Raw genomic sequence first — 12,552 nt, forward strand, 5'->3', positions numbered from 1 at the left:
GATCAGAGCCGCTTCGGCTCGGATCAGCCCCCTCCGACCCGGTACCGGCCCGGGGCTCGGCCTGACCCCGTGCCCGGGTCTCTCAGTTGTGTTTCGCGCGGTAGGTGCGCATTTTGGCCCGGGCGCCGCACACCGACATGGAGCACCAGCGGCGGCGTCCCGCCGGGCTGCGGTCGTAGTAGGCCCACTGGCAGTCCTCGGCCTCGCACGCCTTGAGCCGGGCCCAGGTGCCGTCGGCCGCCGAGGCGGCGATGGCCGCCGCGACGCGGGCGGTCAGGTCGGCCGGTTCCACGACGGGGCTCAGCGAGGCGGCGCCCGCCCCGTCCACGCTGACGCGCAGGGGCGCCGCGGCAAGGAGCCTGTCGAGCGGGGGCGCTGCGGCGCCGGCCGGGGGGCGGTGGCCGGCGTGGGCGAGGCAGGCGGTACGGAGCGCCTCGCGCAGGACGCGGGCGCCCGGCACTTCGGACTCGGTGAGGCGGAAGGCAGTGCGCCCGTCCGCCGTGTCGAGCGCATCCGCGCCGGTCTCGATGTCCAGCGTGTTGACCAGGGCCTCGATCAGCGCGAGTCCGCCGGGCGCGGACTCCTTCTCATTCATGGTTGCGACGTTACCCCCGATGCGGGAGCATGCAGTAACGGTTACCAGTTGGACCGTTCTATCGGTAACCAGCCTTGCTCGAAGACTGTTCCCGACCGAAGGAGGAAGTGTCATGGCTGTGGCCACACTGGGCGCTGTCGTGCTGGACTGCCCCGATCCCGAGGCGCTCGCCGGTTTCTACGCCGAACTGCTGGGTGGCACGGTCGCCCCCGGCGGTGAGGACTGGGTGGAACTGACCGGCCTCGCGGGCACCCTGCTCGCGTTCCAGGCCGCTCCCGGTTTCGTACCGCCGCGGTGGCCGAGCGAGGACGGCTCGCAGCAGTTCCATCTGGATCTGACCGTGCCCGATCTGGACACGGCGGAGCGGGAGGTGCTCGCGCGGGGCGCGACCGCGCTGGACGCGAAGGACCGGGAGCGGAGCTTCCGGGTGTACGCGGATCCTGCGGGGCACCCGTTCTGTCTGTGCACCGGCTGACGACCGCGCACCGGTCAGGAACGGGGCATCGTGCCGGCGTCGTCCCCCGTGGCACACTCCTCCCTTGAGTACCGCGGGGGCGCACGCCCCCGCGACGTGGGGGGTAGGACTGTGCGCAGGACGAAGTGGGCCGCCGTGGCGGCAGCAACCATCGTGCTCGGAGCCGCGGGCTGCGGCACGAGCGATGCCGATGCCGGGGTGGCGGCCACCTCCGCACCGGCGCCACCCCGCCCCAAGGGCACCGGTCCGCTCGCCAAGGAGGTCGTGCGCACGGACATCGACACCTCGGCCGCGGATGCAGGTGTTCCGGCGAACGCACCGGATTACGGCCGCACGTACGAGGACGCTTCGGACGGCTCGCCGCAATCGTGCAGCGTCGGCTTCAAGGGCTTCTCCACCAAGACCACCACGGTCGACATCGCCCGCTACAAAGCGGTGCTGGGCGAGCTGCGCGAGCGAGACTGGCAACAGCCCCAGGAACAGAAGGAGCACAAGGAGGTGCGCGACGGGGTGGTCCACGTAGCCCGTGTGCCCCTCAAGCAGCGCGGCTGGACCATGGTCGTGGAGTACCGAGCCTCTCCGGTGGACAACGTGATCACCTTGGCGGCCTTCGAGGACGCATGCATGAAGAAGATCGACGCCGAAGCGTGGCCGGTCGACTGACCGGCCATCCCTCGCGCGGGGAGACGACTGACGTGCTCACTCCACCAGTCGTTCTCCACACCCAACCGCCCTTCCCGTCGGGGACGGACAAGGATCCGGAGCGGGAGGGGATCAGAATACGTTCGTGTACTGCGCGCGGGTGCAGACCCAGGAGCACCCAGACACCGGAATGCGGCTCGTCCCCCTGATCGTGATCGCGCCGTTCGCGGCGGGCCCGGAGGAGCCCCTGCAGGACCGGATCCATACCGCCGCGCATCCTTCCCGCCGGAGCATGGCACGCCACCTCCAGAGCCGCTGATCTGCCGCGGCGAAGGTTGAGCCGCCTCACCGAAGAGCGAGCCCTGCCAACGAAGATCGAGAACAGGACAGCCGCCAGGGGCGCATGAGCCGGGCCGCGATCAAGTAGTCGATCAAGGTCCGCCTCGCACCGCGCAGGTACCACGCCAGATCAGACAAACAACAGGTGCGCCCGATCGGCACACGACGCCGACCCCGCTCGCAACGCACCCGCACCACCAAGGACATGACTGTCCGCATTTGCCCTATTACGCATAGCTACAACCCCTCTAGGGTCAAAGCGCCATCAATGTCGCATACCTGGAGGATTCATGGCACACTTCCGTACCCGTCTGACCCTGCTGGGATCAGCCGCAGCTCTCACCGCGGGCGCCCTTGCGCCCGCGCAGTTCGTCGGGGCGCACCCGGCTGTCGCGGCGGCGGCTCATCAGTGGGTCGCGCTGGGCGACTCCTACACCGCTGGGGTCATCCCGGCCGCGGGCGACACCTTCGAAGTGCCCCGTGACGGCTGCGAGCGCACCGACCAGTCCTATCCGCAGGTCATCGACCGCGACCTCGGCTCGCTCTTCGACCTGACCAACGTCAGCTGCGGCGCCGCCACCATCGAGAACATCACCTTCAGGGCACAGGAGCCGATCGGCCGTCACCTGCCACCCATCTCCGAGGACCCCGACTACCCCTTCCCTCCGGTGCCTCCCCAGTCCGCGGCGGTGGGTCCCGGTACCGACGTCATCAGTGTCGGCGCGGGCGGCAACACCCTCGGCTTCGCCGACATCCTCTTCCAGTGCCTCCAGCTGGGGGGCGGCAGCGGTGGCGTGGGCACCCCGTGCCGGGACGACCTGGCCGACGACATCCCCAGTCGACTGAACAAGGTGAGCAGAGACTACGACGAGATGCTCACCGTGCTCCACGAGCGAGCCCCGCACGCGAAGATCCTGGCCGTGGGCTATCCCACGGTCATCCCCGAGGACACCTCCAAGTGCCGGTACAACGACCTGGAGCAGTTCGGCTCGATCACCCAGGGCGATCTGGACTGGCTGCGCACCGACGTCCTGGAACCCCTCAACAAGGTCATCGAGAAATCGGTCGGCACACACGACGCCGCCACCTTCGTCGACCTCTACGACTCGTCTCGGAACCACAGCGTCTGCGACGCCGGCAAGTGGGTGGAAGGCATCTTCACCCGCGTCCCTGACCAGCCGGCCTTCGTACACGCCAACGCCCGCGGCCACCGCAACGCCGCCGACCACGTCGCAGCAGCCATGCTGGAAGCCATCGGCGTGAGCTGAACCGCACCCGACAGCCACCGAAGTGAACCGTCGTCGGCGCAGCCGGATGCGGTTCCGGGCTCCCGGCGGGCCCGCTGTCCCGTGCTGTCCGCCGCACACGACGAACGCCCCGCCACGCCCCGGTTCAAAGGGTGTGGCGGGGCGCAGGTCACTCCGCGGGGCCGTGCGACAGGCAGTCGCTCAGGCGGGCCGGGCGTCCAGCTGCTCGATCGTGGCGTGGGACGGCGACCGGTGGGCGCCCAGGTCGCGCGCGACGGCCTCGGCGTCGCGCAGCACCCGTACCGCGTTCTGCCAGGTGAGCTTGGCGAGGTCGGCACCGGACCAGCCGCGGCCGAGCAGCTCCGCGATCAGGTTCGGGTAGCCGGCGACGTCCTGGAGCCCGTCCGGGAGGAACGCCGTGCCGTCGTAGTCGCCGCCGATGCCGATGTGGTCGATCCCGGCGACCTCGCGCATGTGGTCGAGGTGGTCGGCGATGGTCGCCACGGTGGCCGTCGGGCGCGGGTTGGCCGCCTCGAAGGCCGCGTGGATCTGCATGGCCTGCGGGGTGGTGTCGAGCGGGTGCAGGCCATGGGCCTGCAGGTTCTCGCCCGCGGCCCGGGTCCAGGCGACGGCCGCCGGGAGGACGAACTTCGGTACGAAGGTCGCCATGGCGATGCCGCCGTTGGCCGGGAGCCGGCCGAGGACGTCGTCGGGGACGTTACGCGGGTGGTCGCAGATCGCCCGCGAGGAGGAGTGCGAGAACATCACCGGTGCGGTGGAGGTGTCGAGCGCGTCGCGCATCGTGGTGGCCGCCACGTGGGAGAGGTCGACCAGCATGCCGGTGCGGTTCATCTCCCGTACGACCTCGTGGCCGAAGGGCGAGAGTCCGCCGACGCCCGGCTCGTCGGTCGCCGAGTCCGCCCATGCGATGTTGTCGTTGTGGGTGAGCGTCATGTAGCGCACGCCCAGGGCGTGCAGGGCCCGCAGGGTGCCCAGGGAGTTGTTGATGGAGTGGCCGCCCTCGGCACCCATCAGGGAGGCGATACGGCCCTCGGCGCGGGCGGCCTCCATGTCGTCGGCCGTCAGGGCGCGCCGCAGGTCGGCGGGGTGGCGAGCGATCAGCTCGGCGACCACGTCGATCTGTTCGAGGGTGGCGCTGACGGCTTCGTCGCCCGCCATGTCGGAGCGTACGTAGACGGACCAGAACTGCGCGCCGACGCCGCCCGCGCGCAGTCGCGGGATGTCGGTGTGCAGATGGGCGGACTGGTCGGTGGCGATGTCCCGGGCGTCCAGGTCGTAGCCGACCTGCTCGCGCAGCGCCCACGGCAGGTCGTTGTGACCGTCGACGACGGGGTACTCGGCGAGGAGTTCCGCGGCCCGCTTCAGCTGGTCCATGAGTGCCTACTTCCTACTTTCCGAAGCCGAAGGAGTCGGCGCCCTCGACCCTGGCGCGCAGCCGCTTGCCCTTCTCCGTCGCCTGGTCGTTCAGCTCCTGCTGGAACTCCCGCATACGCGTCAGCAGCTCGGCGTCGTGGGCGGCGAGGATGCGGGCGGCGAGCAGACCCGCGTTGCGCGCGCCGCCGACGGAGACGGTCGCGACGGGGACACCGGCCGGCATCTGCACGATGGAGAGCAGGCTGTCCATGCCGTCCAGGTACTTCAGCGGGACCGGGACGCCGATGACCGGCAGGGGGGTCACGGAGGCGAGCATGCCGGGCAGGTGGGCGGCGCCGCCCGCGCCCGCGATGATCGCCTTGAGGCCGCGGTCGGCCGCGTTCTCCCCGTACGCGATCATCTCGCGCGGCATGCGGTGGGCGGAGACGACGTCGACCTCGTAGGGGATCTCGAACTCGTCGAGGGCCTTGGCGGCCGCTTCCATGACGGGCCAGTCGGAGTCCGAGCCCATGACGATACCGACGAGGGGCGCGGCGGCGGGGGAAGTCATTCGGTGATCGTTCCTCGCAGGTAGTCGGCCGCGTGCCGGGCGCGCTCGCGCACGTCCGTCAGGTCGTCGCCGTAGGTGTTGACGTGTCCGACCTTGCGGCCGGGCTTCACGTCCTTGCCGTACATGTGGATCTTGAGCTGGGGGTCGCGGGCCATGCAGTGCAGGTATCCCTGGTACATGTCCGGGTAGTCGCCGCCGAGCACGTTGGACATGACCGTCCAGGTGACGCGCGGACGGGGGTCGCCGAGCGGCAGGTCGAGGACGGCCCGGACGTGGTTGGCGAACTGCGAGGTGACCGCGCCGTCCTGGGTCCAGTGCCCGGAGTTGTGCGGGCGCATGGCCAGCTCGTTGACCAGGATGCCGGGCTTCCCGTCGGGGCCGCGGGTCTCGAAGAGTTCGACGGCGAGGTGGCCGACGACACCGAGTTCGGAGGCTATGCGGAGGGCGAGCTGCTGGGCCTCGCCGGCGAGGTGCTCGTCCAGCTCCGGGGCCGGGGCGATGACCGTGTCGCAGACCCCGTCGACCTGGATCGACTCGACGACCGGGTAGGCGACGGCCTGGCCGTGCGGCGAGCGGACGACATTGGCCGCCAGCTCCCGTACGAAGTCGACCTTCTCCTCGGCGAGGACCGCGACACCGGCCCGGAAGGGCTCGGCCGCCTCCGCCTCGGAGCGGACCACCCAGACGCCCTTGCCGTCGTAGCCGCCGCGGACCGTCTTCAGAATGACGGGGAAGCCGCCGGCCTCGTCCGCGAAGGCCGCGACGTCGGCCGGGTCCTTCACGATGCGGTGGCGGGGGCAGGGCGCGCCGATCTCGCTGAGCTTCGCCCGCATCACCCCCTTGTCCTGGGCGTGCACCAGTGCGTCCGGGCCGGGGCGCACGGGGATGCCGTCCGCCTCCAGGGCCCGGAGGTGCTCGGTCGGTACGTGCTCGTGATCGAAGGTGATCACGTCGCAGCCGCGTGCGAAGGCCCGCAGCGTGTCCAGGTCGCGATAGTCGCCGACGACGACTTCGTTCACCACCTGGGCTGCCGAGTCCTGGGGGGTGTCACTGAGGAGCTTGAACCTGATGCCGAGGGGGATGCCCGCCTCGTGGGTCATGCGGGCGAGCTGACCGCCGCCGACCATGCCGACTACCGGAAACGTCACTCCTCCAGGGTATCCGCGCCCCGGAAGGCGTCCGACCAGCACCCTCCGGACGGCCCCCGCGTCACAGCACGGCCACAGCCGTCCGCACAACCACAGGCAGCACATGGGCGGGCTGGTTAGCATGGCTGGGTTGACGACATCGACAGACGGGCTGAGCGATCACTATGAGCGAACGGGGCGCATGGCGGACCCGGCTGGATCTGCTGGCCCGCGAGGTCGCCAAGTTCGGCACGGTCGGCGCACTCGGCCTGGTGGTCAACATCGGCGTGTCCAACCTGCTCTGGCGCACCACGGATCTCCAGGTGGTGCGGGCGGGTCTGCTGGCGACGTTCGTGGCCATCCTCTTCAATTACGTGGGCTTCCGTTACTGGACGTACCGGGACCGGGACAAGAGCGGCCGGACCCGGGAGCTGATGCTGTTCCTGCTGTTCAGCGCGGTGGGTGCGGTCATCGAGACCGGTGTGCTGTACGCGGCGACGTACGGGTTCGGCTGGAACACCCCGGTCCAGAGCAATGTCTTCAAGGTCCTCGGGATCGGAATCGCGACCCTGTTCCGCTTCTGGTCCTACCGGACGTGGGTGTTCAGGGCGCTGCCCGCGAAGGAGGCCGTACTGAGTGCGGAGGGGTTCCTGCGGCAGGGCCGTACGGAGCAGGTGCCGCGGGTCGATGCGGAGCCTGTGCGGCGGTAGGGCCGCCCGGCAGCCCGTGCCCCGTGCGGCGGTAGTGCCCCGACCGGCACCGGCTTTCCGTACGGTCAGCGCACCGGGCGTTCCGGTTCCTGTCTGTGCCGCGTCACTCGGCTGAGGAACAGGGCGAAGACCGGCGGCTGCTGCTGGAGCAGTTCGAGCCGGCCGCCGTCCGCCTCCGCGAGGTCCCTGGCCACCGCGAGTCCGATGCCGGTGGAGTTACGGCCGCTGATCGTCCGTTCGAAGATCCTGGCGCCGAGGTCGGCGGGTACACCCGGGCCCTCGTCCGTGACCTCGATCACCACCTGGTTGCCGGTGACCCGGGTGCGCAGCGCGACCGTACCGCCGCCGTGCATCAGCGAGTTCTCGATGAGTGCGGCCAGCACCTGGGCGACCGCACCGGGTGTGCCGACGGCCTGCAGTCCCTGCTTCCCGGAGCGGACGATGGCCCGGCCCTCGCCCCGGTAGGCCGGGCGCCACTCCTCGATCTGCTGCTTGACGACCTCGTCGAGGTCGAAGACGACGGCGGAGCCGGTGCGCGGATCGCGGGCGTTGGTCAGCAGCCGCTCCACCACGTCGGTGAGACGCTCGACCTGAGTGAGGGCGATGTTCGCCTCCTCCTTCACTGTGTCCGGGTCGTCGGTGACGGAGATCTCCTCGATCCGCATGGAGAGCGCGGTCAGGGGTGTCCGGAGCTGGTGCGAGGCGTCGGCGGCCAGTCGCCGTTCCGCGGTCAGCATGCGGGCGATCCGCTCGGCGGAGGCGTCCAGGACATCGGCGACCCGGTCCAGTTCCGGTACCCCGTACCGTTTGTGGCGCGGGCGCGGGTCGCCGGAGCCGAGGCGTTCGGCGGTCTCGGCGAGGTCGGTCAGCGGTGAGGCCAGTTTGTTGGCCTGGCGCACGGCGAGGAGTACGGCCGAGACGATGGCCAGCAGGGCCACCGCACCGATGATCAGCAGGGTGCGGCCGACCTCCCGGGTGACGGCGGAGCTGGATTCCTCGACGGTGACGTGTTCGCCGTGCTCCCCTTCGACGGTGCTGCTGATCACGCTGCCGGCGGGACGGGTGCCGACTTCGATGGGGGCGCGTCCGGGGATCTTGACCAGCGCGTAACGCTTGCCGGAGATCTGCTGGGACAGCAGCGAGGCGTTGATCCGCTCGTCCCCCAGGAGCCTGCTCTCGACGACACTGATCAGCCGCAGTGCCTCGGAGTCGACGCTCTCCTGGGCACTGTTGCTGATGGTGCGGCTCTCGACGATGACGAGGGAGACGCCGAAGACGGCGATCACCACGAGCACCACGGCGAGGGTGGAGTTGATCAGTCTTCGGCGCATGAGTGTTTCTGTACGTCAGCTCTTCTCGAAGCGGAAGCCGACGCCCCGGACGGTCGCGATGTAGCGGGGATTGGCCGCGTCGTCACCGAGCTTCTTGCGGAGCCAGGAGATGTGCATGTCGAGGGTCTTGGTCGACGACCACCAGGTGGTGTCCCAGACCTCGCGCATCAGCTGGTCGCGGGTGACGACCCGGCCGGCGTCGCGGACCAGGACCCGCAGCAGGTCGAACTCCTTGGCGGTGAGCTGGAGTTCCTCGTCGCCCATCCAGGCCCGATGCGACTCGACGTCGATCCTGACGCCATGAGTGGCGGGCTGCGGCGCGGGCTCGGTGGCGCCACGGCGCAGCAGGGCCCGGACGCGGGCGAGCAGTTCGGCCAGGCGGAAGGGTTTGGTGACGTAGTCGTCGGCGCCGGCGTCCAGGCCGACCACGGTGTCCACCTCGTCGGCGCGGGCGGTCAGCACCAGGATCGGCACGGTGTGGCCTTCGGCACGGAGCCTGCGGGCGACTTCGAGGCCGTCCATCCCGGGCAACCCCAGGTCGAGCACGACCAGGTCGATCCCGCCCTGGAGGCCGGCGTCGAGAGCGGTCGGACCGTCCTCGCGGACCTCGACCTCGTAACCCTCCCGACGCAGGGCGCGGGCCAGCGGCTCCGAGATGGATGCGTCGTCCTCGGCGAGCAGTACACGGGTCATGGAGTGATGGTAGTCCGCGCGAGAGGCATGCCGTGAGGTGATCGAAAAGCCCTGCGGATTCACATGGACGTCAGGGGGGCGCCTTCGAATATGCGAATGCGATGACACCCACACCTGTGAGTCATCTCTCAATTCCATTCAAATCAGACATACTCGTGCCGTATGGTTATTCGACGCCTGTTAAATGACTCAAGGACCTTTGAGCATCTTCAGCATCGAAGGTCCCTTTTGTTCTGCCGGTTGGTACCCGCCAGCCGTGAAATCAGTGAATGACCTGTGGCCGGGCCCGGGGCGCAAAGGTGCGAACCGGGCGTGGATCCCGGTGCGGTCGGTCCCCCGTTCCCTTCAGTCGGCTCCTGGACGAGTCCGGCGACAGGGACGAATCCTCGGTGAGGCGTCGGGGTGGGGAACGCCGTACCGGTGCCGGCCTCCCCCCACCGGGCGCGTCACGCTCACGAGGCGCCGCGTCCCGAGCACCCAAGGATCGACCATGGCGTCCAGCCTGACAAAGGACCCGGCCAGTACATCTGGATCAGCGAAGACCTTCTTCGGCCACCCCCGCGGCCTGGCCACGCTCTTCATGACCGAGATGTGGGAGCGCTTCAGCTACTACGGCATGAGGGCCCTGCTCCCCCTCTACCTGATCGCCCCCAACGGGCTTCACATGAACCCGGCCACGGCCACGGCGATCTACTCCGTCTACGTGTCGATGGTGTACCTGCTCGCCATGCCCGGCGGCTGGTTCGGCGACCGCGTCTGGGGTCCCCGAAAGACCGTCACCGTCGCCGGTGGGGTCATCATGCTCGGTCACCTCGCGCTGGCCCTGCCCGCCCAGGGCACCTTCTTCGCGGGCCTGGGACTGGTGGCCATCGGCTCCGGTCTGCTGAAGTCCAACATCTCGACGATGGTCGGTCACCTCTACGACGGACCGGACGACGCACGCCGTGACGGCGGCTTCACGATCTTCTACATAGGCATCAACCTGGGTGCCTTCATCGCACCGCTGGTCATCGGCACCATCGGTGAGAACGTGAACTGGCACCTGGGCTTCGCGCTCGCCGCCGTCGGCATGGGCATCGGCCTCGTCCAGTTCCTGATGGGCACGCGCCACCTGAACGAGCGCAGCCTCGTCGTCCCGAAGCCGCTCTCCGCCGCCGAGCGCGCGAGCACGCTGCGCAAGGCCATGATCTGGCTGGTCATCGCGGCCGTCTTCTACATCGTCACGGTCGTCACCGGCGTCTACACGCTCAACTGGATCCTGGTCCCGATCACCATCGCGGGTCTGATCATTCCGATCGTCGTCCTGGCGCGCATCAAGCGCGACAAGGAGCTCAGCGCCGACGAGCAGTCGAAGATGTCCGGCTACATCTGGTTCTTCGTCGCCGCCGCCGTCTTCTGGATGATCTACGACCAGGGCGGTTCGACGCTCGCCATCTTCGCCGACTCCTCGGCCAAGAACACCATCCTGGGCTGGGACTTCCCGGTCTCCTGGTACCAGTCGGTCAACGCGGTCCTGATCATGGCGCTGGCCCCGGTCTTCGCCGCCTTCTGGATGGCGCTGAACCGCCGCGGCAAGGAGCCCAGCACCATCGTGAAGTTCAGCTCCGGTCTGGTGCTGATCGGTGCGTCGTTCTTCCTCTTCCTGATGCCGCTGACGATCGCCGGCGACGGCCACAAGGCCGCCGCGATGTGGCTGGTGGCGATCTACTTCGTCCAGACGGTCGCCGAGCTGACGCTGTCCCCGGTGGGTCTCTCCGTCACCACGAAGATGGCTCCGGCGAAGTACGCCAGCCAGATGATGGGTGTCTGGTTCCTGGCGGTCACCGCCGGTGACTGCACCACCGGTCTGCTCTCCATCGCGGGCGTGGATCTCAACGGCACCGGGGTGGTCACCCTGCAGGCCGCCCTCGCCGTGGTCGCGGGTGTCGCGATCTTCATGTACCGAGGCAAGGTCAAGCGGCTCATGGGCGACGTGCGCTGACACGCCGTACCGGCCGTACGAAGGGGCCGCCGCACCGATCCGTCGGTGCGGCGGCCCCTTCACGTGCGGCCGTACGTGGCTCAGCTCACCGGGTGCCGCGCAGCCTGCGCCACGGGGTGAAGGTGAACACGGCGCCGCCCAGCAGGATCGCCGACCCCGCGACCAGGCCGAGCGCGCGCAGGGTGCCGTGGTCCTCGGCCCCGGTGGCGGCCAGTCCGCCGCCGGAGTCCGTTCCTCCGTCGGTGGAGGAGGTGGATCCCGTGGTCGAACCGCCGGTGGCGCCGCCCTCCTGGGCGGTGGTGTCGAGTTCCAGCGACGGGCTCACCGAGCCCTTGACCTTGCACGGGATGCTGATCTTCGTGGAGCCCAGGGTGACGTCGATCGTCAGGGTGCCGGGGCTGAGCGTGGACTTCCCGGTCGCCCCCGGCTTGTAGGTGCCGGTCATGTCGGCCAGGTTGACCGGCGTGCCCTGGTCCAGCGCATCGGCGTTGGCCGGGCCCGTGACCTTCACCGAGCCCTTGTCGGCACCGCCCAGAACGATGTCCATGGACGGTTTGAGCGCTCCGGCGGGCAACGCCGCGGGGCTGTCCATCACACCCTTGGCCGTCTTGACCGTGAGCGCGTAACTCCCCCCGCTCTTCTTGGCATTGATCGTCACCTTGGAACCGATGTCGGACGGGCCCGGGGACTCACAGGCGAACTGGACCGAGACCTCCTTGCCGGGGAAGTCGGTCTGGCCGCTGTCGCCGCCGGAACCCGAGGTGGTGGAGCCCGTGGTCGTCGTGGAGCCGGAGTCCGTGCCCCCGTCGGTGGTCGTGCCCGAGGTGGTGCCGCCCGCGGTCGTGGTGCCGCCCGCGGTGGTGGTGCCGCCCGTGGTGGTGGACCCGGTGGTGGAGCCCGTGGTCGTCCCGCCCGTCGTGGTTCCGCCGTCGTCCGTGACCTTGATGGTCGCGCCCGGCTGCACCGTCTCCGTCGGGGTGCACTTGGTGTCCGTGGAGATCGGCTTGGAGACGTTGAGGCTGTACGCGTCCGGCGTCAGCGTGATCTCACCGGCCTTCTCCAGCTTCAGCTTGCCCGTCATGTCGGACACCACCATGGGGCTCTTCTTCGGGATCGCCGGGTTCTCCCGCGGCCCCTCCATCGCGAGGGTGCCACTCGCCGCACCCCCCACCTTGATCGTGCCGGTCGGCTTGATGGTGTCCTTCTCCAGGTCGAGGAGGTCGGGGTTGTCGGAAGCGCCGTGCACCGTCTTCCACACCACCTCGACGGTGTCCCCGACCTTCGCCTCGGCCGGCGCGGACAGCTGCACCACGGTGGTGCCCTCCACGGCCGGCAGTCCGGAGATGGCCGGCGGAATGCACTCCGTCTTGTACGAGACTTCTGCGGCCTGGGCCGGGCTCGCGGCCAGCAGCATGCCCGCGCCGCCGAGCATCATCGCGATTCCCGCCGCGACCGTCCTGCGTTGCC

12 protein-coding genes are annotated in these 12,552 nt (G+C 69.5%); 5 read left to right on the plus strand and 7 right to left on the minus strand.

What is annotated here, in order from left to right:
- Nucleotides 1-82 precede the first annotated feature (82 nt).
- Complete coding sequence (locus tag AB0L71_RS14010; RefSeq protein ID WP_365242140.1) at nt 83-595, minus strand: CGNR zinc finger domain-containing protein; 513 nt, start codon at nt 593-595, stop codon at nt 83-85.
- A gap of 112 nt (nt 596-707) precedes the next feature.
- Between AB0L71_RS14010 and AB0L71_RS14015 the strand changes: the two genes are divergently transcribed.
- From AB0L71_RS14015 to AB0L71_RS14025, 3 genes are all read left to right on the plus strand, one after another.
- Nucleotides 708-1,070, plus strand: coding sequence for a VOC family protein (locus AB0L71_RS14015; protein ID WP_365242142.1), 363 nt, complete (start codon nt 708-710; stop codon nt 1,068-1,070).
- Nucleotides 1,071-1,205: 135 nt separating this feature from the next.
- Entirely contained in the window at nt 1,206-1,733 is a 528-nt protein-coding gene (locus AB0L71_RS14020; RefSeq protein ID WP_365242144.1) for a hypothetical protein, read from the plus strand.
- A gap of 608 nt (nt 1,734-2,341) precedes the next feature.
- Nucleotides 2,342-3,319 carry an SGNH/GDSL hydrolase family protein gene (locus tag AB0L71_RS14025; RefSeq protein WP_365242145.1) on the plus strand — a complete coding sequence of 326 codons (978 nt, stop codon included), beginning with the start codon at nt 2,342-2,344 and terminating at the stop codon, nt 3,317-3,319.
- Between the two features lie 180 nt (nt 3,320-3,499).
- On the opposite strand, the gene AB0L71_RS14030 is transcribed toward AB0L71_RS14025, so the two are convergent.
- Genes AB0L71_RS14030 through AB0L71_RS14040 form a run of 3 tightly spaced genes read right to left on the minus strand, consistent with a single transcriptional unit; the run spans nt 3,500 to nt 6,514 of the window.
- Entirely contained in the window at nt 3,500-4,693 is a 1,194-nt protein-coding gene (locus AB0L71_RS14030) for a dipeptidase (protein ID WP_365242147.1), read from the minus strand.
- Nucleotides 4,694-4,706: 13 nt separating this feature from the next.
- Nucleotides 4,707-5,243: a 5-(carboxyamino)imidazole ribonucleotide mutase gene (purE, locus tag AB0L71_RS14035; RefSeq protein ID WP_365242149.1), complete on the minus strand. Its 537-nt coding sequence runs from the start codon at nt 5,241-5,243 to the stop codon at nt 4,707-4,709.
- Nucleotides 5,240-6,514: a 5-(carboxyamino)imidazole ribonucleotide synthase gene (locus tag AB0L71_RS14040; RefSeq protein WP_365242151.1), complete on the minus strand. Its 1,275-nt coding sequence runs from the start codon at nt 6,512-6,514 to the stop codon at nt 5,240-5,242. Before AB0L71_RS14040 ends, purE begins: the two co-directional genes overlap by 4 nt.
- 41 nt (nt 6,515-6,555) lie before the next feature.
- Here AB0L71_RS14040 and AB0L71_RS14045 point away from each other — a divergent pair, with 41 nt between their 5' ends.
- Complete coding sequence (locus tag AB0L71_RS14045) at nt 6,556-7,080, plus strand: GtrA family protein (RefSeq protein ID WP_365242152.1); 525 nt, start codon at nt 6,556-6,558, stop codon at nt 7,078-7,080.
- A 65-nt stretch (nt 7,081-7,145) separates the two neighbouring features.
- Here the strand turns inward: AB0L71_RS14045 and AB0L71_RS14050 are convergent, their stop codons facing one another.
- Entirely contained in the window at nt 7,146-8,411 is a 1,266-nt protein-coding gene (locus tag AB0L71_RS14050) for an ATP-binding protein (protein ID WP_365242154.1), read from the minus strand.
- 15 nt (nt 8,412-8,426) lie between these two features.
- A complete protein-coding gene (locus AB0L71_RS14055) occupies nt 8,427-9,104 on the minus strand; it encodes a response regulator transcription factor (protein WP_327367803.1) in 678 nt (225 codons plus the stop codon).
- A gap of 490 nt (nt 9,105-9,594) precedes the next feature.
- On the opposite strand from AB0L71_RS14055, the gene AB0L71_RS14060 reads away from it, so the two are divergent.
- Nucleotides 9,595-11,085 carry an oligopeptide:H+ symporter gene (locus AB0L71_RS14060; protein WP_365242156.1) on the plus strand — a complete coding sequence of 497 codons (1,491 nt, stop codon included), beginning with the start codon at nt 9,595-9,597 and terminating at the stop codon, nt 11,083-11,085.
- A gap of 85 nt (nt 11,086-11,170) precedes the next feature.
- Here AB0L71_RS14060 and AB0L71_RS14065 read toward each other — a convergent pair whose 3' ends face one another.
- Nucleotides 11,171-12,520 (minus strand): hypothetical protein, encoded by a 1,350-nt coding sequence (locus tag AB0L71_RS14065; protein ID WP_365242482.1) that lies wholly within the window; start codon nt 12,518-12,520, stop codon nt 11,171-11,173.
- Nucleotides 12,521-12,552 lie beyond the last annotated feature (32 nt).

Origin of the sequence: Streptomyces sp. NPDC052052 (assembly GCF_040680455.1) — a bacterium.
Lineage (GTDB): Bacteria > Actinomycetota > Actinomycetes > Streptomycetales > Streptomycetaceae > Streptomyces.

What these genes read in the sequence shown, in the direction of transcription:
- AB0L71_RS14010 (WP_365242140.1), bottom strand. Translation starts at nt 595, where the DNA reads ATGAATGAGAAGGAGTCCGCGCCCGGCGGACTCGCGCTGATCGAGGCC.
- AB0L71_RS14015 (WP_365242142.1), top strand. Translation starts at nt 708, where the DNA reads ATGGCTGTGGCCACACTGGGCGCTGTCGTGCTGGACTGCCCCGATCCC.
- AB0L71_RS14025 (WP_365242145.1), top strand. Translation starts at nt 2,342, where the DNA reads ATGGCACACTTCCGTACCCGTCTGACCCTGCTGGGATCAGCCGCAGCT.
- AB0L71_RS14030 (WP_365242147.1), bottom strand. Translation starts at nt 4,693, where the DNA reads ATGGACCAGCTGAAGCGGGCCGCGGAACTCCTCGCCGAGTACCCCGTC.
- purE (WP_365242149.1), bottom strand. Translation starts at nt 5,243, where the DNA reads ATGACTTCCCCCGCCGCCGCGCCCCTCGTCGGTATCGTCATGGGCTCG.
- AB0L71_RS14040 (WP_365242151.1), bottom strand. Translation starts at nt 6,514, where the DNA reads ATGCTAACCAGCCCGCCCATGTGCTGCCTGTGGTTGTGCGGACGGCTG.
- AB0L71_RS14045 (WP_365242152.1), top strand. Translation starts at nt 6,556, where the DNA reads ATGAGCGAACGGGGCGCATGGCGGACCCGGCTGGATCTGCTGGCCCGC.
- AB0L71_RS14050 (WP_365242154.1), bottom strand. Translation starts at nt 8,411, where the DNA reads ATGCGCCGAAGACTGATCAACTCCACCCTCGCCGTGGTGCTCGTGGTG.
- AB0L71_RS14055 (WP_327367803.1), bottom strand. Translation starts at nt 9,104, where the DNA reads ATGACCCGTGTACTGCTCGCCGAGGACGACGCATCCATCTCGGAGCCG.
- AB0L71_RS14060 (WP_365242156.1), top strand. Translation starts at nt 9,595, where the DNA reads ATGGCGTCCAGCCTGACAAAGGACCCGGCCAGTACATCTGGATCAGCG.
- AB0L71_RS14065 (WP_365242482.1), bottom strand. Translation starts at nt 12,520, where the DNA reads ATGATGCTCGGCGGCGCGGGCATGCTGCTGGCCGCGAGCCCGGCCCAG.